At 71.8% G+C, this 21,839-nt stretch carries 11 protein-coding genes; 1 reads left to right on the top strand and 10 read right to left on the bottom strand.

Annotated elements, in window-relative coordinates:
• Nucleotides 1-47: 47 nt before the first annotated feature.
• The 8 genes from AB0K52_RS12765 to AB0K52_RS12730 form a co-directional block, all read right to left on the bottom strand.
• Complete coding sequence (locus tag AB0K52_RS12765; protein ID WP_363530434.1) at nucleotides 48-1,085, bottom strand: sugar ABC transporter permease; 1,038 nt, start codon at nucleotides 1,083-1,085, stop codon at nucleotides 48-50.
• Nucleotides 1,082-2,149, bottom strand: a complete 1,068-nt coding sequence (locus AB0K52_RS12760) for an ABC transporter permease (RefSeq protein WP_363530431.1) — start codon at nucleotides 2,147-2,149, stop codon at nucleotides 1,082-1,084. Before AB0K52_RS12760 ends, AB0K52_RS12765 begins: the two co-directional genes overlap by 4 nt.
• Nucleotides 2,146-3,711 carry a sugar ABC transporter ATP-binding protein gene (locus AB0K52_RS12755; RefSeq protein WP_363530428.1) on the bottom strand — a complete coding sequence of 522 codons (1,566 nt, stop codon included), beginning with the start codon at nucleotides 3,709-3,711 and terminating at the stop codon, nucleotides 2,146-2,148. Before AB0K52_RS12755 ends, AB0K52_RS12760 begins: the two co-directional genes overlap by 4 nt.
• 293 nt (nucleotides 3,712-4,004) lie before the next feature.
• A complete protein-coding gene (locus AB0K52_RS12750) occupies nucleotides 4,005-4,991 on the bottom strand; it encodes an ABC transporter substrate-binding protein (protein WP_208495887.1) in 987 nt (328 codons plus the stop codon).
• A 166-nt stretch (nucleotides 4,992-5,157) separates the two neighbouring features.
• Complete coding sequence (locus tag AB0K52_RS12745) at nucleotides 5,158-6,696, bottom strand: sugar ABC transporter ATP-binding protein (RefSeq protein ID WP_363530424.1); 1,539 nt, start codon at nucleotides 6,694-6,696, stop codon at nucleotides 5,158-5,160.
• Nucleotides 6,693-7,712 (bottom strand): LacI family DNA-binding transcriptional regulator, encoded by a 1,020-nt coding sequence (locus AB0K52_RS12740; protein WP_363530422.1) that lies wholly within the window; start codon nucleotides 7,710-7,712, stop codon nucleotides 6,693-6,695. Before AB0K52_RS12740 ends, AB0K52_RS12745 begins: the two co-directional genes overlap by 4 nt.
• Nucleotides 7,713-7,994: 282 nt before the next feature.
• Nucleotides 7,995-9,215 (bottom strand): glycosyltransferase, encoded by a 1,221-nt coding sequence (locus AB0K52_RS12735; protein WP_363530419.1) that lies wholly within the window; start codon nucleotides 9,213-9,215, stop codon nucleotides 7,995-7,997.
• A gap of 176 nt (nucleotides 9,216-9,391) precedes the next feature.
• Nucleotides 9,392-10,009: a LuxR C-terminal-related transcriptional regulator gene (locus tag AB0K52_RS12730; RefSeq protein ID WP_363530416.1), complete on the bottom strand. Its 618-nt coding sequence runs from the start codon at nucleotides 10,007-10,009 to the stop codon at nucleotides 9,392-9,394.
• 411 nt (nucleotides 10,010-10,420) lie between these two features.
• On the opposite strand from AB0K52_RS12730, the gene AB0K52_RS12725 reads away from it, so the two are divergent.
• Nucleotides 10,421-11,599, top strand: a complete 1,179-nt coding sequence (locus AB0K52_RS12725; protein ID WP_363530413.1) for a S8 family peptidase — start codon at nucleotides 10,421-10,423, stop codon at nucleotides 11,597-11,599.
• Nucleotides 11,600-11,684: 85 nt separating this feature from the next.
• Here the strand turns inward: AB0K52_RS12725 and AB0K52_RS12720 are convergent, their stop codons facing one another.
• Nucleotides 11,685-12,305: a hypothetical protein gene (locus AB0K52_RS12720; RefSeq protein ID WP_363530411.1), complete on the bottom strand. Its 621-nt coding sequence runs from the start codon at nucleotides 12,303-12,305 to the stop codon at nucleotides 11,685-11,687.
• 80 nt (nucleotides 12,306-12,385) lie between these two features.
• The gene (locus AB0K52_RS12715) at nucleotides 12,386-21,739 is read right to left on the bottom strand and encodes a ricin-type beta-trefoil lectin domain protein (protein ID WP_363530408.1); all 9,354 of its coding nucleotides are present in this window, start codon (nucleotides 21,737-21,739) and stop codon (nucleotides 12,386-12,388) included.
• Nucleotides 21,740-21,839: the final 100 nt, after the last annotated feature.

The following is a 21,839-nucleotide window of genomic DNA, read 5'->3' as shown; positions in this document are numbered from 1 at the left end:
GCGGCACGCCGGGTCGAAACGGCGGTGCCGGCTACAAGCCGGGCCGCCTACTCGCGACGCCGGGCGAGCACGGCGCGCTGCAGCAGGACGAACACGAGGAGGATGCCCCCGGTGATGATGGTCGTCGCCTCCGGCGGGATGCCGCCGTCGCGCGTGATGAGGACGTTCATGAGGCCGAGCACGAGCGCGCCGACCACCGAGCCGAGCACGAAGCCGGCCCCGCCGGTCAGCAGCGTGCCGCCGATGACCGTGGCCGCGATCGCGTCCAGCTCCCAGCCGATGCCCGTGATGTTCTGGGCGCTGCCGAGCCGCGCCGTGTAGACGACGGCCGCCAGGCCCGCCAGCGAGCCGCTGATGATGTAGACGCTCATCTTGGTCTTGGCCACCGGCAGGCCCATGAGCGCCGCCGACTGCTCGGACCCGCCGATGGCGTACACCGTGCGGCCCGTGCGGGTGCGGTGGAGCATGAAGAACGCCGCCGCGACCACCGCGGCCGCGATGAGCACGCCCGGGGTGAGCACGATGTCGTTGACCTTGGGGCCGTCGTAGATCTTCAGCTGCTCGCCGAGCGAGCGCAGCGGCGAGTCGTCCGGGACCCGCTCAGGCTCGGTGCTGAGCATCGACGCCAGACCGCGGCCGAGGAACATCATCGCCAGCGTCGCGATGAACGGCTGGACGTGGAAGTACTGGATCAGGATGCCTGAGACCGTGCCGAACGCGGTGCCGATGAGCACCATGAGGAGCATCGCCAGCCACGGGTTCCACCCGGCGTTGATGAGCATGACGCCCGCGACGCTGCTGATGGCGATGACCGCGCCGACCGAGAGGTCGATGCCGCCGGTGACGATCACGAACGTCAGGCCCACGGCCAGGATGACCAGGTGCGCGTTGTTGATGAGCAGGTTCGACAAGGTGTTGAACTGCACGATGCGGCCGTACGCGGCCTCGCCGTAGACGATCATCCCGACGAAGATGACGACCGCCGCCGCCGTGGGCAGGGTGTCGAGCTGCGGCATGACGCGCTTGGCGAGCGCGCGGACCCCCGTGGGGGCCGCCTCGGCCGAAGGGCTGGTGAGCGTGCTCATGCTGCGACGACCTCTCGCTCGGCCGGGCGGGCGGTGGCCGCGGCCCGGCGCTGGCGGAACACGCGCCGCACCCGCTCCGACTGGAGGAGGCAGAGCGCGACGATGACGATGGCCTTGAAGGCCGGCGTCGCGGAGGACGAGACGCCGAGGAACACGACGGTCTTGTCGAGCGTCGCGATGAGGATCGCGCCGACCACCGCGCCGGTGATGTTGAACTTGCCGCCCGCCAGCGAGGTGCCGCCGATGACAACGGCGAGGATCGCGTCGAGTTCGAGCTGGTAGCCGGTGCGCGAGACGTCCACGGTCATGACGCTCGCGGTCGCGAACACGCCCGCGAACCCGGCGAGGACGGCGCCGATGATGTAGACGGTGAACAGGAGCGCGCGGCGGTTGACGCCGGCGAGCCGGGCCGCCTTGGCGTCCATGCCGATCGCCTCGAGCATGAGGCCGAGCGCGCTGCGCCGCACGAGGAGGCCCACGCCGACGACGACGAGCAGGGCGAGGAGGAACACGACGGGGAGGCCGAACACGTACCCGTTCGCTATCCACCGGAACGTCTCGTTGGTCGCGGCCGTGTTCTGCCCGCCCGTGATCACCTTCGCGAGGCCGCGGCCAGCGAGCATGATGACGAGCGTCGAGATGAACGGCTGCAGGCCGACCACCGAGACGAGCACGCCGTTGACCGCGCCGAGGGCGACGCTGACGGCGATGACGAGGGCGAGGGCGACGGCAGTGGAGCCGACGGTGTCGGGCGCGTCCTTGAGGAACTCCATCGAGACGGCGCCCGCGACGACCATGACGGACCCGACCGAGAGGTCGATGCCGCCGGTGGCGACGACCACGCACATGCCGACGGCGATGAGGATGACCGGCGCCGCGGCCCGCAGGATGTCGATGACGTTGCCCGCGAGGTTGCCGGAGGGGCCGATCGAGACGGCCAGGTAGCCGGGGTCCTTGACCAGGTTGACGAGGAGCAGCAGCGCGACGGCCACGATGCCCCAGAAGTACTGGCGGCGGACGAGGCCCTTCAGCGCCTCGACCGGGCCGCGCGCGTTCGCGCTCATGATGTGACCTCCTCGCGGACGACGGCGTCCGCGCGCTCGTCGCCGAGGGCGTCCTCGGCGATGATCGTTACGATGGAATCCGCGGACACCCCGTGCCCGCCTTCGATTTCGGCGATCTTCCTGCGGTCCTTGAGGACGATGATGCGGTCGGACTGCCGGACGACCTCCTCGAGCTCCGAGGAGATGAAGACGACCGCGAGGCCGTCGTCGGCGAGCGCCGCGACGTACTCCTGGATCTCGGCCTTCGCGCCGACGTCGATGCCGCGGGTCGGCTCGTCGAGGATGAGCAGCTCGGGTTCGGTCGCGAGCCAGCGGCCCAGGAGGACCTTCTGCTGGTTGCCGCCCGAGAGCAGCCGGATGGGCCGCTCGGGGTCGGCAGGGCGCACGCCGAGCGCCGCGATGTACTTCTCCACCAGGGCGTCCTGCTCGCGCCGCGGGAGCGGGCGGGCCCAGCCGCGGCGGGCCTGCACGGCGAGCACGAGGTTCTCGCGGACGCTGAGGTCGCGGATGATGCCCTCGTCGCGGCGGTTCTCGCTGGAGAGGGCGATGTGCCGGGCGAGCGCCTTCGCGGGCGTCGTGATCTCGGCCTTCTCGCCGTCGAGGGTGACCTCGCCGGTGTCGGGGCGGTCGGCGCCGTAGATGAGGCGGGCCAGTTCGGTGCGGCCCGAGCCGAGGAGGCCGGCGAGGCCGACGACCTCGCCGCGGTGGAGGTCGATGTCGACCTCGCTGATCGCGCCCTTGCGGCCGATGCCCTTGGCTGAGTAGAGCGGCGGCTCGTCCGAGCGGACCCGGCGGGAGGCCTTCGCGTCGAGCGACTTGAGCGTCGCGATGTCCTTGCCGATCATCGTCGCGATGAGCCGGGCCCGGTCGAGCTCCTCGGTGCGGTACTCGCCTTCGAACCGGCCGTTGCGCAGGACCGTGAGCCGGTCGCTGATCGCGTAGACCTGGTCGAGGAAGTGCGAGACGAAGAGGATCGCCACGCCCTGGTCCCGCAGCCGCCGGATGACGGTGAAGAGCTGCTCGACCTCGTTGGCGTCGAGGCTGGAGGTCGGCTCGTCGAGGATGAGCACCTTCGACTTGGCGACCATCGAGCGGCTGATCGCGACGAGCTGCTGCACCGCCAGGGGCAGGGTCGCGAGCGACTGCTTGGGGTCGAGGTGGCCGAGCCCGAGCTTCTCGAGCGTCTCCTTCGCGGCCCGGTGCGTGGCCCGCCAGTTGATGCCGGCGGCGCCCCTGATCTCGTGCCCCAGCATGACGTTCTCGCCGATGGTGAGGTTCGAGCAGAGGTTGACCTCCTGGTAGACCGTGGAGATGCCCGCGCTCTGCGCGTCGGCGGTCCCGCCGAGGCGGCGCGGTTCGCCCGCGATCCGGATCTCCCCCTCGTCGATCTTGTACACGCCCGTGAGCGCCTTGATGAGCGTCGACTTCCCGGCGCCGTTCTCGCCCATGAGGGAGTGCACCTCACCGGGGAAGAGGCGGAACCCCACGTCGTCGAGCGCCTTCACGCCCGGGAACGAGATCGAGATGCCGACCATCTCGACGATCGGAAGCGATTCTGGCATCGCGTGCTCCACATCCTGTCGCCGCGGACGCGCCGCGGGGTGGTCTGGGTGCGGGGCCCCGAAGGGCCCCGCACCGGGGGTTGACTGCTGTCCTGGGGAAAAGGGGCCTTCGGGGGTCCCTGCGGCCGTTATCCGGCCCGTTCGCCCGCTCGCTGCGTGGTCGGGCCTCCGAATACAACCCCGGTATTCGGAGACCCTTCCGCGGCCTGGGCGACGCTTGCGAGCCGTGAATTGGCATGGCGAGCGAACGAACGGACTCGGATACCGACTCGCCGGAGACCCCCCAACACCCCCTAGAACTTGCGGTCGGGGAGCGCGGTCTCGGCGGCCTCGGGCGAGTCGAAGGTCGCGCTCGGGACGACGATGCTGGACTCGACGTCGTCGCCGTTGAGGACCTGCTCGACGACCTCGAGGGTGGTCTCGCCGAAGAGCGGGTTGTACTCGGCGACGAAGCTCAGCTCGCCCGCGGCGAGCGCGGTGAGGGCGTTCTTGGTGCCGTCGATGGTCGCGATCTTGACGTCGACGCCGGGGGTCAGGCCGGCTTCCTGCACGGCCTGGACGGCGCCGAGGCCCATCTCGTCGTTCTGGGCGAAGATGAACTGGACGTCGTTGTTGTTCGACTTCAGGACGGTCTCGACGACGCCCTTGGCCTCTTCGGTGGACCAGTTCGCGGTCTGCGCGCCGACCTTCACCAGGCTCGGCTGGCCGCCGACGACGGCGTCGAAGCCCTCGTTGCGCTCATTGACGACGGAGACGCCCGCGGGGCCTTCGAGCACGAAGTAGTTCGCGCCGTCGGGGAACGCCGAGACGGCCCAGTCGGCGACCGCCGTGGAGACCTCGATGTTGTCCGGGGCGATGCGGGTGACGTACAGGTCGGTGTCGTCGGGCTCGATGCCGCGGTCGAGCAGGATCACGGGGATCTCCGCCTCCTGCGCGCGCTTGAGCGAGTCCTCCCAGCCGGTGGCCTCGGTGGCCGAGAGCAGGATGACGTCCACGCCCTCGTCGACGAACGACGTGAAGGCGTCGATCTGCGACTTCTGGTCGAGGTTGGTCGCGGGGGCGTACTTGAGCTCGTAGCCCGCGTCCTCGGTGAAGGTGTCCTGGATGTTGGCCTCGTTGGCCTCGCGCCACGCGCCTTCGGGGCCGACCGCGACGAAGCCGATCGTCGTCAGGCCGTCGTCGTCGCCGCCTTCGCCGCCGCCGCAGGCGGTGAGGCCGAGGGCCAGGGCGCCGGCGGTCGCGAGACCGAGCCCCTGGACGATGCGCTGCTTTGCGGACATGGTTCTCCTCCTTGAGATGTCGGACGCGGGTCCGTCCGACGGGGTTCGAATCCACGCGGTCTCGCTGCCGGTTCTGACGAAGCGGAGGGGCAGGGCTGCGTGGCGAAAATTATGTTACCGGGAACAAAATCCGGAACACAAGAGCGTTGTCCTAACCGTTACCGGATTAGATCTCCGGCGCCTCGTCGAAGTCCGCCGCGATCATCTCCACGATCGTGTCGACGGTGACGCCGGGACCGTTGCTGAGCTCGCCGATCTTCTCCCGGTCCTTGAGCACCACGATCCGGTCGCTCAGCCGCACGACCTCCTCGAGCTGCGAGGAGATGAACACGACCGCGACCCCGTCGCCCGCCAGTTGGGCCACGCGCCGCTGGATGTCGAGCTTCGCGCCGATGTCGATCCCGCGCGTCGGCTCGTCCAGGATGAGCACGTGCGGGCGCGTCGCGAGCAGGCGCGCGAGCAGGATCTTCTGCTGCGTGCCGCCCGAGAGCTCCTCGATCGGCCGGTCGATGTCGCGCGGCGAGAGGTGGAGCGCCTCGAGGTACGTCTCGATGAGCGCGGACTGCTCCCCGCGCGAGAGCGGGCGCGACCACCCGCGCATCGCCTGAAGGGCGAGCACGATGTTCTCCCGCGCCGTGAGCCCGCCGATGATCCCCTCCTCGCGGAGGTTCTCCGTCGACAGGGCGATGCGCGAGCGCAGTGCGGCCCCCGGACTGCGCAGGTGCACCCGGACGCCGTCCAGCCACAGCTCGCCGCTGTCGGCCCGCTCGGCGCCGCCCATGAGGCGGGCCAGCTCGGTCCGGCCCGAACCGTGCAGCCCCGCGAAGCCCACGACCTCGCCGCGGGAGAGCTCCAGGTCCGTCGGGTCCAGCGTCCCGCGCCGGCCCAGCGCCGAAGCCCGCAGCGTCGGATCGCCCGAGGCCGAGTAGTGGTGCGCGAGCCGCTCCGACCGCAGCGCCTTGAGCGCGGCGATGTCCTCGCCGATCATCTTCGAGATGAGGTCGGCGTGGTCGAGGTCGTCGGCGAGGTACTCCCCCACGAACCGGCCCTCGCGCAGCACCGTCATCCGGTCGGCGATCTCGAAGACCTGCTCCAGGAAGTGCGAGACGAACAGGATCGCGACGCCGCGGTCGCGCAGGCCCCGCACGACGCGCAGGAGGGTCTGCACCTCGGCCGCGTCGAGGCTGGAGGTCGGCTCGTCGAGGATGAGCACCCGCGGCTCCAGCACGAGCGCCCGCGCCACCGCCACGAGCTGCTTCACCGCCGGCGACAGCGACGACAGCGACCGGCCCGGGTCCAGGTCGCCGAGCCCGAGGCGGGTGAGCACCTCGGCCGTGCGGGCCCGGTTCGCCTTCCAGTCGATGCCGAACGTCCCGCGCACCTCGTTGCCGATCATCACGTTCTCGGCCACGGTGAGGTGGGGGCTCAGGTGCGTCTCCTGGAAGACCGTCGCGATGCCCGCGGCGCGGCTGCGCGCGACGCCCGCGGGCGTCCGCTCCTCGCCGTCGATGCGCACCTCGCCCGAGTGGATCGGGAGCGTGCCGGTCAGCGCTCCGATGAGCGTCGACTTGCCCGCGCCGTTCTCCCCCATGAGCGCGTGGATCTCGCCCGAGCGCAGCGTGAGGTCCACGCGGTCGAGCACGCGCACACCGGAGAACTCCACCGTTATGCCCGTCATCTCCACGACGGGCCGTCCCAGCTTCATCGGCCCCTCCCCCGGGGAGCGGCGGTCGAGGACCGCACCAGCAGTTCGGCGGGGATCTTCGTCACCCGCGGGATCTCACGATCCTCGATGGCCGCGCGCAGCATGTCAAGGGCCGAGACGCCCAGCGCCCGGAAGTTCTGCCGCACGGTCGTCAGCGGCGGGAGGACGTGCGAGGCCAGCGGGATGTCGTCGAACCCGACCACGCTGATCTCGTCGGGCACACCGAAGCCGCGCTCGTGCAGGCCGTGCACGAGGCCGACCGCCATGTCGTCGTTGGCGGCGAAGATCGCCGTGTAGTCGGGCAGGTCGCGGATGCCCTTGGCGAAGTCGTAGGCGAAGTCGGCGGTCCAGTCGCCCACCACGATCGGCCGCTCCCGGACCCCCCAGGCCTTGGCGCGCGCGTGGAACGCCCGCTCGCGGGCGCGCGCGTCAAGCCAGTCGAGAGGGCCGGAGACGTGGATGATGTCGCGGTGCCCCAGCGAGACCAGGTGATCGACGGCGAGCGCGGCCCCCTGCTGCTGGTCGACCGAGACGGTGAGAAACGAGGGGTCCTTGTCGGGCTTGACCACCAGGACGGGGATGCCGATGGAGAGCTTGCGGAGGGCCGCGATGGAGGACGAGCGGGGGGCGACGACGCAGAGCGCGTCGATGCCCTGAGTGGTGAGGTTGTCGAGGGCCTCCTGCGGCGAGAGCCCCTCGCCGTCCCCGAGGGCGATCGAGCTGACGGCGTAACCCGAGGCGCGCGCGGTGGACTCCAGCGCCCGCAGGGTGCTGGTCGGCCCGAACCCGACCGTGCTCTCGACGAGGACGCCGATGCGCTGGCTCTTCTGCGTCGCGAGGGCGCGCGCGGCCATGTTGGGGCGGTAGTCGAGCTCTTCGATGACCTCGAGGACGCGGCGCCGCGTGGCCTCCTTGATGTGCGGGTAGTTGTTGAGCACCCGGGACACGGTCATGTGCGAGACGCCGGCGATCTGCGCCACCTGCCGGATGTTCGGCTTGTCAGCCGTGTTCGCCACGCACGTCCTCCAACGGCTCGTTCCCAACGGGGTCCATCCTGCCCGCGGGCGGGGGTGAGCCGCGCGGCGTGCCGCGCGGCCTCCCCAGCCTACCGATCCGGACTCCGGCGGCGACAGCCTCAGGTGCCGCCCGGCCCAGGGCCCTGCCCTGTGCGTCAGACCGGTCGCTATCCGGCCCGTTCGCCGCGTTGTCGGCCCTCCCGAAACCGGAGTGGTATCGGGAGGGCCTTCCGCCTTGCGGGCGAACCAACGGACTCGGGTACCGCCGCTCCAGGACAAGCTTCAGGCGGACATGTCGAGGACGAGGTCCGCCGCCACTGCCGCGCCGTCGGTGCGGATCTTGGGGCCGACTTCGGCGGCTCGCCGGCGCGTTTCGGGCGCGAGGGCGGTTGCCAATGCGGCCGTAAGGGTCTCGGTGGCGGGGACGGGCCCGTCGTGGACGGCGCCGATGCCGAGCGCGGCGACGCGGCCGGCCCAGTAGGGCTGGTCCACGATCTGCGGCACGACCACTTGCGGCGTCCCGGAGCGGGTCGCCGTGTGGGTCGTGCCGGCCCCGCCGTGGTGGACCACGGCGGCCGCTCGCGCGAACAGCGCCTGCTGGTTCACCTCGTCGACGACGAAGCAGTCGCGGCCTTCGTCGATCGGGGCGAGTCGGGCCCAGCCGCGCGAGAGGACCGCGCGGCGCCCGTGCGCCCTGATCGATGCCACGAGAGCGCGGGCGGCGTCCTCGGCGTCGCGGACGGGGATGCTGCCGAACCCGGCGTAGACCGGCGGCTCCCCCGCGTCGAGGAACGCCTCCAGATCGGCGGGGAGCGGCCGCTCGTCGGGAAGGATCCAGGCGCCGGTCTGGACGATCTCGATGAGGTCGGTCGGCTCCCACGGGCTCAGCACCGGGTCGGTGGCGAGCCAGCGGTGGTCGGTCAGGGTGCGGGTGCGCACGTCCTCGGTCGGGGGCAGCCCGATGGCGGTGCGGTACCCGTTGACCGGCTCGCCGAAGATCGCCTGCATCTTCCGCTTGTCCCACTCCCAGAGCTCGCGGTTGTCGCCCACCCCTTCGGGAAGGGGCCAGCCGGGCATCGGGAACGGCCGCTGCGTGTGGGAGGGCAGGGTCGTCGGCTGAAGGGCGGCGCTGGCGAACGGGACGCCGAACCGTTCGGCGACAGCCTGAGCCGCGGCGACCACCGGGAACAGGCCGGTCGCGACGATCGCGTCGCACCCGGACTCGGCGGCCTCGGTGAAGGCCGGGCCGTGCGACTCGAGGATCTCCCTGATGTGCTGCTGCATGCTGGGGCCGGTCCCCTTCGCGATGGACTGGACCATCTCGCGGATCGGCGCGTCGACCGGGAGGTGCCGCGCGCCGGCGCGGGCGACCAGGTCGGCGATCTCGCGGTCCGGCGGCGCGGCGACCACGACCTCGGCGCCTGTGGCAACCAGGCGGGCGGCGAGTCCGGCGAGCGGTTCGATGTCACCGCGAGACCCGCGGGAGGCGAGCAGTACGCGCATTCCAGTCTCCTCTGTTCGAGCGGCTTGGCCCCGTCCGCCCATTGTGTCGCAGGTCAGACACTGGATTCGGCCCCCAGTAGCAGAGGTTCCGCGGTCGCGGTGATAGATAATGAAGGTGGCAAGGAAACCCCTCCCGTCGTTCGGAGGCCACCGCTAGGGCGGCAACGGTTCACGCCTCAGGCGACCAGGCCGGTGCGGAAGGCGATCGCCACGGCGTGGGCGCGGTCGCGGGCGCCGAGCTTGCGGTACAGCCCCTTCGCGTGCGTCTTGACCGTGTCCTCCGAGACCAGGAGGTCGCCGGCGATCTCGGCGTTGCGCTTGCCCTCGGTCAGTCCGGTGAGGATCTGGAACTCGCGATCGGACAGCACCGCCGCCGCCGGACGCGGGCGCTGGCGTTTCACCGGCGCGGTGGTGTTCTTCAGCCGCTGGCGGGCCAGGACGACGGCGTGCGTGAACGCCACGAGCAGGTCGTCGCCACCGTTCACCGCGCGCATGACCCCGAGCGCTCCGGCGGCGGCGAGCGCGGCCGCCATCTGCGGGTTGGCGGCGCCGGTGAACAGCAGACCCGCGGCGGGGAAGCGGGTGCGGACGGACCGGGTGAACTTGACCGGGTCGGGGACGGCGAGGGCGGCGTCGATCAGGACCACGTCCACGCCGCCCCGGCTGAGCTCCATGAACAGCGCCGGAGCGCAGTCGACGACCTTGACCTTCGGCTTGAGGTCCGACTCGGCGGCGAAGGCGGCGATGCGCTGGCCGGCTCCGGGCGTCTTGACGTAGACGACAATGGTTTTCACGTCACGAGGTCCTTTCATGGTGGGTGCATCTCCCGCGGACGGCGCTTCCCGCCCGCAGGGACGGGAAGCGGAGGCCGAACCGTCGCCGAGTCGGGCGGCGTTCGATTCGCGCCATGCGGACCCACGGGGTCGCCGGTCACACCGGGGTCATAAGAGGTGTAACGACCGGGTCCGTCAAAAGTGACGGCAACCACAGAAATTTTTTCAATCGCCGCCGAAAGCGTCGGCGATGCCACCCCATGTCGGACCGTCCACTTTCCTGCGGGCCCGACCCTCACCCCATCGAGTCGGAACCGGCTGAAATTCACTCTTTTGTGGACTGTCTCCTCTGGTCTGGGAGTAGCTTGCTGACAAGGCACGGCATCCCTGCGAGCCGAGCCTGTCACTGGTTCCTGCAGAAGGGTGATGCCCATGGGCAGCCGCAAGTCCGGGAAATCGATCCGCTATCTCATCGCCACAGCGACCGTGGCGGGGGTGGGCGTCGCGCTCGCCGCCTCGCCGGTCCAAGCACGCACCGCCGAGGTCCTCGGCGCCGACGATCCGAACGCCATCCGCGGCGAGTACATCGTCGCCTTCGAGGACACCGCCGAGTCGGTCGAAGCGCTGGACGCGCTCGTGTCCCGGTTCGAAGGCCGAATCGAGACGCGCTTCGACTCCATCGACGCCGTCGCCGTCCACATGGACGCGGCCGACGCCGCGCGGCTCGCCGCCGATCCGGCCGTGGACTACGTCGAGCAGAACAAGCGGGTCGAGCTCGCCGCCACGCAGCTCAACCCGCCCGGCTGGGGCGAGGACCGCGTCGACCAGCGCACGCTGCCGCTCGACGCGTCCTACACCTACCCCAACACCGGGGCGGGCGTGCACGCCTACATCATCGACACCGGCATCTGGCTCGACCACGCGGACTTCGCGGGCCGGCTCGATCCCGGGTACAGCACCATCGTTCCCGACGGCAACTCCCGGGACTGCCACGGCCACGGCACCCACATCGCGGGCACGGTCGGCGGCGCGCTCTACGGCATCGCCAAGCAGGTGCAGCTCGTGCCCGTCCAGGTGTTCAACTGCTCCGGCACGAGCGACAACATCTCGATCATCGGCGGCGTCGAGTGGGTCACGGCGAACGCCGTGAAGCCCGCCGTCGCCACCATGAGCCTGACCTCGACCGCGAGCCAGACGGTCGACACCGCGGTGACGGCGTCCATCGCATCGGGGGTCACCTACGCGGTCGCCGCCGGCAACAGCAACGCCGACGCCTGCGGATACTCGCCGGCGCGAGTGACCGGGGCGCTGACCGTGGCGGCCACGGACATCGCCGACGTACGCGCCTCGTTCTCGAACTTCGGCACCTGCGTCGACATGTTCGCGCCCGGGGTCAACGTCCGGTCGGACTACCTCTTCGGCGTCACCACCCGACTGTCCGGCACCTCGATCTCGGTGCCGCACGTGGCCGGAGCGGCGGCGATCTACCTGGCGGCCAATCCGACCGCGAGCCCGGCGACCGTGGCGTCCGCATTGAACGGCAATGCCACCGCCAATGAGGTCACCGATCCGGCCGGCAGTCCGAACCGACTGCTCTTCATCACCACGTAAGCCGTCATCGAATGCGCGGTGTCCAGCCGAGCGGGGACGAACCGTTCGAGCTGGACGCCGCCCACCGGCGCAAGCCGATCCCGACTCACGCGGCCCGTCTGCGGGTCTTGCGAACCCCGAGTCCGAGTATCACGGCGCCCGCCGCCGCAGCGAGGGCCGCCGCCGCCCACCGCCACCAGGCGGGACCGGTCGCGGGCTCCGGGTCGAGCAGGGCCGCTCGGTCGCTGGCGCAGCTGAGGATCTCGCCGTCGGCGCCCGCCACGCACGCGGTGGTGGTGAAGTCCGTGCCGTCGCCCGTCGCAGCCGATCTGTCGGGCTGCTCGACGACCACGAGCTGCCCCTGTTCGATCTGGTCGCCGGTGCCCGCTTCGACGCTGTCGGCGATCGCGATCCGCTCCCCCGGTTCCAGCGAGACGGTCCATCCGACGGCCCCGTTCAAGCGGTCGGGGGACGGTCGGGCGTCGCGCAGCGCGAAACCGGCCGGCAGCAGGTGCGAGACCTGCAGACCTTCAAGGGCCGCTTCGCCGGTGTTCTCCAACGTGATCGCATAGGCCACGAGGTCGCCCTCGCGGATGTCGACCTCCGGGTCGCCTTCGCGCACGATCGTGATCGCGATCGGACCGTCGTCGGCCGCCTGCGCCGGGCCGGCGCCCAGGACCCCCGCGAGCCCCGCTGCGCACGCCGCCATCCGATACCAGTGCCGCATGGCCCCTCCCCCTTCGGTTCCGGGTTCTGTTGTAGCCCACCACGCACCCCTGGAGCGGACGACACGACCGGAGTCTCGCTTCACCGTCGCGCGCCGCGTCGGCGCGTCACCGCCGCGGTGATGACCAGGCCGGTCACGATCGCGCCGACTCCGGTGAGGACGATGGCGAGCGAGTCGCCGCCGGTCGTCACCAGGCCCCCGTCGATCGAGCCCGCGTCGATCGCCGGGCCCCCGCCGGCCGCCGTCCGCACGCCCCAGGCGATGGCGTCGGTGGTCCCGTCCGGGTCGTTCGGGTCGGTGTTCAGTTCGGCGATACCGCCCGCCAGGTACGTCGACGGCGCGGCGTCGTCATCGACGGCGAGCGTGATCGAGGCGGTCCAACGCTCGACCGGACTCGCTTCGGCGACCGCCGCCTCGGCTCGGCGCGTCGCAGCGGCTTCGGACCGCGGTGCCGCGTCCGCGTCGATGGTGCAGACCACGGCGTCGCGGCCGGCATCGGCGCATTCGGACGGCAGCTCGGCGCCGACGGCGCCGACGTGTTCGGGCATCCCGATCGTCACGGTGACCGGATCATCCATGGTGGAGGGACCCGTCGTCTCGACCGCGACGTCGACCGTGGTCGTGCCCCCGGGCGGGGCCGGGCGGCCTTCGGTCACGGTGACCATCCGCTCGTAGACGGGGTCGCCCACACCGCCGGGCACGCCGGTCGCCGAAGCGGTGTCGTTCTCGCCGTTGGGATCGACCGCGTCCGAGGACACGCCGACCGTGTTGGTGACGTCGTCGCCCCCGCCCCGGTAGGAGGGGTCGAGTCGCACGGTCACGGCGGCCATCACCGAAGCGCCCGGTTCGAGGACCGCCGCGACATGACAGGCGACGCTGTCGTCCGCGGTGTCGCAGTCGAGCCGCTCGCCGGTGTCGGCGTCCGTCGCTTCGACGAAGTCGAGCGCCGCGGGCAGCGACTCGGTGAAGGTTACGTTCTCGGCGGATTCGGCTTGGCCGGTGTTCTCGATGGTGACCAGGTAGCCGAAATCGGTGCCAGGAGTGACCGGGCCGGCGGTGTCGGGGTCGAACTCCTTCACGATGGCGAGGTCGGTGACGACCCGCACCGGCGGGCCGACCGCGGTCCCGGTGTCCCCTTCGGGGTCGGTCTCGGCCGCGACCGACGCGGTGTTCGCGATCGTGGTGCCGCTGTCGACCTCGCCGTCGACCATGACCGTGAGGTCGATGGCGGCGGTCGCCCCCGGGTCGAGCGAGCCGAGGTCGCAGGTGACCCGACCGCCCGCGGCCGAGCAGACGTCCGGTGACGCCGACACGAACTCGGTGTCCGGATCGAGTTCGTCGGTGACCGTGACTCCGGTGGCCGTGGAGGGGCCGCTGTTGCCCACCTCGATCGTCCACGTGGCCTCCCGGCCGGCGATCATCGCGTCCGGGGCGGTCTTGGTGATCGACAGGTCGGATCGGGGTGCGCTGACGCCGCCGTCCATGTCCGCGGGCGCGGTGTTGTTCGGTTCGGCGGGGTCGTCGTTGGAGGAGTCGACATTGGCGTTGCTGTCGATGTCAGAGCCGTCGCCGATGTAGTCCGGCTTGAGCCGGACGGTGACGATGAAGAAGACGGACTCGTCGGGTTCGAGCCGGTCGATCGTCGGGCAGGTGATGGTGCCGCCGTAGACCCCGGGCTCGCCGGTGCAGCCGTCGAACGAGGACACGAACGCGAGCTCGGGCGGCAGTTGGTGCGAGACGACCACATTGGTCGCCGTCGAGATCCCGTAGTTGTTGAGGCTCAGCAGGTTGTCGGTGGTCTGACCGGGCACGATCTGGCTGCCCGGGAAGGCGGCGAAGCCCTGGGTGAGCATGAGGTCGCCGCTGGGCGCGTCCACCGGGACGGCGTCGGCGGTCGTGGTGTTGTCGCCCGGCTGCGGGTCGGCGGTGGCCGACGATATGGACGCGCTGTTGACGAGGTCGGAGCCGTCGCCGGTGTAGGCGGGGTCCAGTGTGACGGTCATGGTGAGGGTCCGGCTGAAGCCGACGGGGATCAGCGCGCTCGTATTGCAGGTGATGGTCTGGCCCTCGGCCTGGCAGCGGGACGAGGCGCCGGAGTCGGCCTGGACCCAGGTGAGCGGGTCGGGCAGCGTGTCGGTGAGCGTCACGCCCGCCGCGGCCGAAGGTCCGGCGTTGGCGATCGTGATCGAGTAGGTGAAGGTGTCGCCCGGCGTCACCGGACCCGTGGCGTCCAGCGTCTTGACGATTGACAGGTCGGCGAGCGGCGCGGCGGCCGCCCCGGTCGGCAAGCGCGCGGACCGGGTGTTGTTGGTGCTCACAGGATCCGGCGTGTCGGAGGCCGCCGTCGCACGGCTGAGGACGCGGGAGCCGTTGCCCGGCAGCGCCGGGTGGAGCCGCACCATGACCGTGAACTCGGCGCTCTCGCCGACCTCGAGCGCGCCGTCGGCGCGGCAGGTGACGACGGCGCCGCGGTAGACACCGGGGTCGCCGGTGCAGCCGTCCGGTGAGGACACGAAGGCGAGCGCCCGCGGGAGCTGGTCGGTGACGACCGTGCCCGCCGCGACCGAAGGGCCGTTGTTGATGGCCCGCAACCGGTACGCGAAGGCCTCCCCGGGCACGACGGGGGTGGCGCGCATGTTGGTGATCGACGCCGCCAGGTCGGCGCTCGCGCTCACCGGCGGGCCGGTCGCGACCGCGGTCGTGTCCGGCGACGTGTTGGCGGTCGCCGTGGTGAGCGCGGCGGTGAGGCCGATCCGCGTGCCCGCGGGAGTGTCGGCGCCGACCCGGACGGTCACCTCGACCGATGCCGTCGCGCCGTCGGCGACGGTGCCGACCTCGCAGGTGAGGTTCGATCCGGCGACCGAGCAGGTGGCGCCCGCGGCGGAGACGAACGCCAGCGAGGGGTCGAGCGCGCCGGCGAGCGAGACGCCGGTCGCGTCGGACGGCCCCTGGTTCTGGACGGTGAAGGCGTAGACGGCCTCCCCGCCCGCGGTCATCGAGGCCGGCGGGGTCTTCGCGAGCGAGACGCCCGCTTCGGCGGCGACGGCGAGGTCGGCGCTCGCGGTCGTGTCGCCGGAGGTGTTGGCGGTACTCGTCGCGACCTCGGCCGCCGCGGTGAGCACCGACCCGTCGGCGGCGGCCGCGTCCACGCCGAGGACGACGGTGAACGCGACCTGATCGCCGGCGTTCAGAGTGCCGATCGGGCAGGTCACGATGTCACTGTCGGCGGTGCAGGCCGCGCCGGTGGCGGACGCGAAGGACAGGCCGGTCGAGAGCGTGTCGGTGACGGTCACGTCCTGAGCCGCCGAAGGCCCGGCATTGGAGACGGTGATCGTGAGTTCGCCGGCGCTGCCCGCGACCACGGGACCGCCTCCGGTCTTGGCGATCGACACGGCGGCCTCGGGGGCGGCTACCGAGCCGCCTGGCACTGTGGCGGTCCCGGTGTTGTTCGCGGTGTCGGGATCGGCCGTGGCCGGTGTCGCGGTCGCCGTGTTCACGAGGTCGTCGCCGGTCCCGGTGTAGGTCGGGTCGAGTCTGACGGTGACGGTGTACGCGGCTTCGGCGCCGACCGCGAGCGAGTCCACTGTGGCGCACGTGACGGTGGCGCCGAGATCGGTGTCGGCGGTGCAGTCGCCGCTGGAGACGAAGGCGATGCCGGCGGGGAGCGTGTCGGTGACGGCGATGCCGGTGGCGGTCGAGGGCCCGGCGTTCGCGACGGTGAGCGTGTAATCGAAGGCGCTGCCGGGCACGATCGGGTCGGTGCCCACGACGGCGTTGGTCAGGCGCACGTCCGCGCGCGGGGCCGCCACGGCACCGCCGGGGACGGTCGCCGTTCCGGTGTTGTCCGCAGGATCCGGATCGGCCGTGGCCGGGGTCGCCGTCGCTGTGTTCACGAGGTCGTCGCCGGTGCCGGTGTAGCCGGGGTCGACGCGCACGGTGACGGTGTAGGCGGCCTGCGCCCCGACCGCGAGCGAGTCCACTGTGGCGCAGTCGAGGTTCTGGCCGTCGGCGATGCAGTCGCCGCTGGAGACGAAGGCGATGCCGGCGGGGAGCGTGTCGCTGACGGCGATGCCGGTGGCGGTCGAGGGCCCGGCGTTCGCGACGGTGAGCGCGTAGTCGAACGATTCGCCCGGGGCGACCGCGGCGGCGCCGACGGCGGCCGCGGTGAGGGCGACGTCCGCGCTCGGAGCGGCGACGGTGAGAGTCCCCGCCGCGGCGGTGCCGGTGTTGTTCGCCGGCTGAGGATCGGCGGTGTCCGCGGCGACGGCGGCGGTGTTGGCGATGTCGGAGCCGTCCCCGGTGTAGTCCGGCGAGAGGCGCACGGTGAGCACCCAGGTGTGCGATTCGACCGGCAGCGCTTCCGCGTGGGCGCAGGTGACGGTCTGGCCGGAGGCCGTGCATTCATCCGGTGTGGACGATACGAAGGCGAGGTCGCCGTCGAGCGTGTCGGTCAGGACCGCGTTCGCGGCGACGGACGGGCCCTGGTTCTCGACGGTGAGCGCGTACTGGAAGGTGCCGCCGGGCACAACGGCACCGGTCGTATTGAGCTGCTTGGTCATCCGCAGGTCCGCCGAGGGCGCGCCGATGCTCGGGAACACCTCCGGGGAGGTGTTGTCCGCGGGGTCCGGGTCGGCGGTGGAGGCGGCAGTCGCGGTGGCGCTGTTGCCGAGGTCGGCTCCCGAGCCGGTGTAAGCGGGGTCGACGGTGGCCCGGAAGACGCGGCTGACGGTCTCCCCGGCCGCGATGGTGGCGCTCGGGGCGCAGGTCACGGTCTGTCCGTCCGCGGCGCAGGCGTCGTTCGGCGCGCCCGCGAAGGTCAGGCCGGCCGGAAGCTCATCCACAGTAGTCACGTCCGCGGCGTCCGAGGGTCCGGCATTGTGCACCGCGATCGCGTATTCGAGGGTGCCGCCCGGCGGGACCTCGCCCGCGGTGACGAGCGTGGTCGTGGTGTCGAGGTCGGCGGAGGCCGCGCTGACGGTGACGCCGCCGGTGACGGTCACGCTGTTGTCGGCGCTGTCGGGGTCGGCGGTGTCGGCCGCCACGGTCGCCGTGTTCGTCAAGGTGCCGGTGCCGAAGCCGGGGTCCACTCTGACGGTGGTGTCGAAGCTCGCTGTCCCGAGCACGGGGAGTTGGAGCGACCCCAGTGCGCCCGGCGGGCAGGTGAGCGTGGGTCCGTCGACGGTGCAGCCGCTCGGGTGGGCCTCCCACGACATGCCGTCGCCGAGGGTGTCGGTGACCGTGGGATTCACGGACACCGACGGACCGGCGTTGCTCACGCTGATCCGGTAGTCGAAGGTCTCGCCCGGGGCGACCGTGGGCGAGCCGACCACGGTCTTGTCGACCGCGAGGTCCGCGCTGCCCGCGGCGAGGCTCGGCACGCCGCTCAGGTCGGTGCTGTTGTCGGCGCTGTCGGGGTCGGCGGTGGCGGCTGTTACGGACGCGGCGTTCACCACGTCGGTGCCGATCCCCGCGTACACGGGGTTGAGCCGCACGGTGAGGACGTACTCGACGGTGTTGCTCCCCGGGGCCGCGGGCAGGGCGGCGAGCGGCCCGCAGGTCACGGTGCCGCCGAACAGGCCGCCGGTGCCGGTGCAGCCGTCGGCCGACTCGAACGCGACCGGTGCGGGAAGGTCGTCGGTGACGGCGACGTCCGCCGCGTCACTCGGACCGTGATTGGTGACGGTGAGCGTGTAGGTGAACGTCTCGCCCGGCGCGACGCCGCCGGTGTCGCCCGCACCGGACTTGGAGATGGCCAGGTCCGCGGACGGAGCGGTCACGCCGCCTGCGGCGAGCGGCACCGAGCCGGTGTTGTTCGCCGTGTCCGGGTCGGCGATGTTCGGCGAGGCCGCGGTGGCCGCGTTCGCGAGGTCGCCGCCGTCGCCGGTGTAAGCGGGGTCGACGTTCGCGCGCACTTCGAATGCGACGGCCGCACCCGGTGCGAGCGAGGCGATCTGCGGGCAGGTGACGGTCTGGCCGGCGGCGGTGCACCCGTCCGGCGAGGAGGCGAAGACCGTCCCCGAAGGCAGCGTGTCACCGACGTCGATGCCTGTGGCGGTCGAGGGTCCGTCGTTCGCGACGGTGATCGTGTACGCGACGGTTTCGCCGGGCGCGACGGCGTCGGCGGTGCTGGCGATCGTGGCGACCGAGAGGTCCGCGCGTCCGGCGGCGACGGTGCCGCCGGGCAGCCCTGCGGCGGGCGCGTTGTTCCCGGCGTCCGGGTCGGACGTGTCCGCGCCGATGGCGGCCGTGTTGGTGACGGCGGCGTCGGATCCGGTGCCCGTGTACGCGGGGTCGAGCTGGACCGTCACCAGGAGTTCGACCTCGCCGCCGACGGCGATCGTCCCGGGGGCGCAGGTGACGCTCCCGCCGTATTCGCCTGCGGTGCCGGTGCATCCGGACTCGGAGGAGACGAACGCGAGCGCGGCGGGCAGGTCGTCGGTGACGATCGCGCCGGTGGCGGTCGAGGGTCCGCTGTTGGCGGCTTCGAGGAGGTAGGTGAAGGTCTCGCCGGGCGCGACGGGCGCCCCGGTCGTCGTCTGCTTCGTGAGGGCGAGGTCCGCGGCGGCGGCGCCGACGGCGGGGTTGACGGTGCCCGAGGTGTTGTTCGCCGTGTCGGGGTCGGCGGTGGAGGCGGTGGCGGCGGCGCTGTTGGGCAGGTCGGTGCCGGTCCCGGTGTAGGCGGGGTCGATCTGCGCGGTGAGCGTGATGGTCCGGGTGCCGGGCGCGATCGAGGCGTAGGCGCAGGTGACGGTCTGGCCCGAGGCTTCGCAGGTCGCGCCGGTCCCGGTGGCGGCGACGTAGGTCAACTGCGGCGGCAGCGCGTCGGTCACGGTGGCGTCGACGGCGGAGGAGGGGCCGTCGTTGTGGACGGTGAGCGTGTAGTCGAACTGGTCGCCGGGGGTGACGCTGCCGTTGGCGGCGGTCTTGTCGATGCGCAGGTCGGCCGCGGGAGGGGCGATGGCGATCTGCCATTCGGCGGTGTCGTTGGCGGTGGTCGTGTCGTGGTCGTTGTGGACGAGTCCGGTGCCGGCGGCGGTGCCTTCCTGTGCCGCGGCGTCCACGGTGTAGGCGAGGGTCAGTTCGGTCTCGGACCCTGGCGCGGCTCCGGCGGGGAGGGTGCAGGTGAGTTCGCGGTCGGCCGTGGCGGTGCACTCGGCGGGTTGGCCGCCGTCCCAGGTGGCGGCGGGCGGGGCGCGGAGGGTCGCGGTCGTGGTCGTATCGGTGGTGGATGGTCCGCTGTTGCTGAGGGTGAAGGTGACGGTGCCGGTCTCACCCGGGACGACGGTCTCGGCGTCGGAGGCGGAGATGCCGAAGTCGACGACAGGGTCGCCCGCGGTCACGGTGAGGTCGGCGGTGTTGTCGCCCGCGTCGTCGTCGAGCGCGTAGCCGATCGCGGCGCTGCCGGTGAAAACGGTGCCGGTGGCGGTGTCGGCGGGGAGGGCGGCGGTGAAGGCGAGGTCGGTGGAGGCGCCGGCGGTGAGGGTCGCGGCGGGGATCGTGCAGGTGGCGGTGCCGTCGCCGTTGTCGGTGCAGCGGGCGTCGAGGTCCGAGACGGTGACGCCGTCGGGGAAGTCGAGCGTGACGGTGGCGGCGCCGGCCGCGTTGGTCAGGTCCTCGTTGCGAACGGTGGTGGTGACGGTGCCGGAGGTGCCGGGCGCGAGGGTGACCGGCGCGGACGTGGCGGCGAGGTCGGTGAAGTCGGTGACGGTCGTGTCCGCGGATCCGGTGACGCTGCGGCCGCCGATGCCGGCGGGCATGGTCACGGTGGCGGCGTTGGTGACGGTGGTCCCGGCGGCGGCGGTCGCGACGGTGCCGCTGATGGTGATGACGGCCTGTCCGCCCGCGGGCACGTCGACGGTGGTGGCGATGTCGTTGCCGGTCCCCGAGGCGGTGCCGCACGCGCCGGCCCCGGTGGCGGTGCAGGACCAGGAGGTGACGCTGATGTCGGCGGGCACGGGGTCGGAGACACTGGCCCCGACCAGTCCGGTCGCGCCGGTGTTGTCGACGGTGACGGTGTACTCGATGGGACCGCCGGGGTCGGCGGTGGCGGCACCGGTCTTGGCGACGTCCACGGTGACGTCCGGGTCGGCGGTGAGGGTGGTGGTGGCCGTGTCGTCTCCGGACTCGGTGTCCCTGGACGCGCCGGAGACGGAGGCGGTGGCGGTGACGTCGCCGAGGGCGTCACCGGCGCCGAGTCCTGAAGCGATGGTGCCGGCCACGGTGAACGCCGCGGTGGCGGTGTTCGCGAAGGCGTCGGCGGGACCGGTGCAAGTGCGGGTGTCGCGGACGCAGGTCCAGCCGGAGGCGGGTGTGGTGAGGCCGGTGAGGGTGAAGGCGGCGGGCATCTCGAAGGCGACCTTGGGGACGCCGGCGGTGTCTGGGCCGTGGTTGACGAGGGTGAACGGGATCTGCACGGCGGCGCCGGGTTCGACTTCGGACCCGGCCGTCTGGCGGCCGGTGACGGTGTCGGCCATCGCGAGGTTGGAGACGCGGTGGGCCACGGTGACCTCGGCGCAGGCGGAGTCGTTCCCGGCGTCGCCGTCGTTGGCCGGGGCGAGCGTGTTGGTGCCGCAGACCTGGTAGACGGCGCCGGGAGCGGCATCCTGAGGAATCGTCGCATTGACGGACACGGTCCCGGTGCCGCCCGACGGCCAGGCGCCGTCGGCGGCGCAGGACCCGGCGGTGTCCGAAGTGACCGTGCACGCGGCGTAGCCGGTGCTGGCGGCGTCGAATCGCTGCACGCTGCCCAGCCTGAGTCCGGTCTCGGCGGTGAGCGCGAGGCTGTTGCGGTATGCGGTCTGCGGGCCGAGGTTCTCGATGCGCAGCTGCGCCTGCACGGTCGCGCCGGCAGTGCCGGTCGGGTTGGCGACGGCGCTGACCTGCATGTCAGCGGAGCCGATCGAGAACCGCTGGTAGTCGTCGCCACTGCCGCAGGTGCGGCGCACGACCCACTCGCCCTCGGCGAAGTTCCCGTCCCTGACGGTCATGCAGACGCCTGAATACGAGTTCATGAACGCGCCTGCCGGCGCGCCGAAACCGGGCGCCAGCCGATACGGCCAGGTGGCGTTGTTGGCACCGGCGGAGCACGAGGAGGTGAGGGCGAGCGAGGTGTCCTGGCTGCCGGCGTTGTTCGGGTTGCCCACGCAGCGGGAAGGGTTCGAGGTGAGCAGGATCCGGTCGTCGGCGGTGACCGTCCACTGCTGCAGCGCATCGTCTTCACCGCAGGGCCGCAGGCGCAGGGGGGCCGAGCTCTGCGTCGACGTGGCCGTGACGCACAGACCGGGGTGGCCGGTCGGCGCGAGGGTGACGCCGGTGATGTCGGAGCTGAACGTGCCCGCCTGAGCGGGGGCCGGGACGGCGAGCACGCCGACCGCCGCGATGACGATCGCCGTCGCGAGCATCAGCGCGCGCCGCACCTGAGCGGTTGGTTTCACTGCCGCCACCTCGGCCTCGATTGATGACACAAAGTGGCGAAAGAATAACAATCAGTCCCCACGCCGGTTTGCGTTTAAACCGGAATCGCTCCGAAAGGGA

This window comes from Glycomyces sp. NPDC049804 (assembly GCF_040674615.1).
Taxonomy (GTDB): domain Bacteria; phylum Actinomycetota; class Actinomycetes; order Mycobacteriales; family Micromonosporaceae; genus Glycomyces; species Glycomyces niveus.
The sequence above is the reverse complement of the archived record's forward strand: the minus strand, read 5'-3'. Positions and strand labels throughout refer to the sequence as shown.

Coding starts and splice junctions, on each gene's coding strand:
- AB0K52_RS12765 (WP_363530434.1), bottom strand. CDS start 1,085: ATGAGCACGCTCACCAGCCCTTCGGCCGAGGCGGCCCCCACGGGGGTC.
- AB0K52_RS12760 (WP_363530431.1), bottom strand. CDS start 2,149: ATGAGCGCGAACGCGCGCGGCCCGGTCGAGGCGCTGAAGGGCCTCGTC.
- AB0K52_RS12755 (WP_363530428.1), bottom strand. CDS start 3,711: ATGCCAGAATCGCTTCCGATCGTCGAGATGGTCGGCATCTCGATCTCG.
- AB0K52_RS12750 (WP_208495887.1), bottom strand. CDS start 4,991: ATGTCCGCAAAGCAGCGCATCGTCCAGGGGCTCGGTCTCGCGACCGCC.
- AB0K52_RS12745 (WP_363530424.1), bottom strand. CDS start 6,696: ATGAAGCTGGGACGGCCCGTCGTGGAGATGACGGGCATAACGGTGGAG.
- AB0K52_RS12735 (WP_363530419.1), bottom strand. CDS start 9,215: ATGCGCGTACTGCTCGCCTCCCGCGGGTCTCGCGGTGACATCGAACCG.
- AB0K52_RS12725 (WP_363530413.1), top strand. CDS start 10,421: ATGGGCAGCCGCAAGTCCGGGAAATCGATCCGCTATCTCATCGCCACA.
- AB0K52_RS12720 (WP_363530411.1), bottom strand. CDS start 12,305: ATGCGGCACTGGTATCGGATGGCGGCGTGCGCAGCGGGGCTCGCGGGG.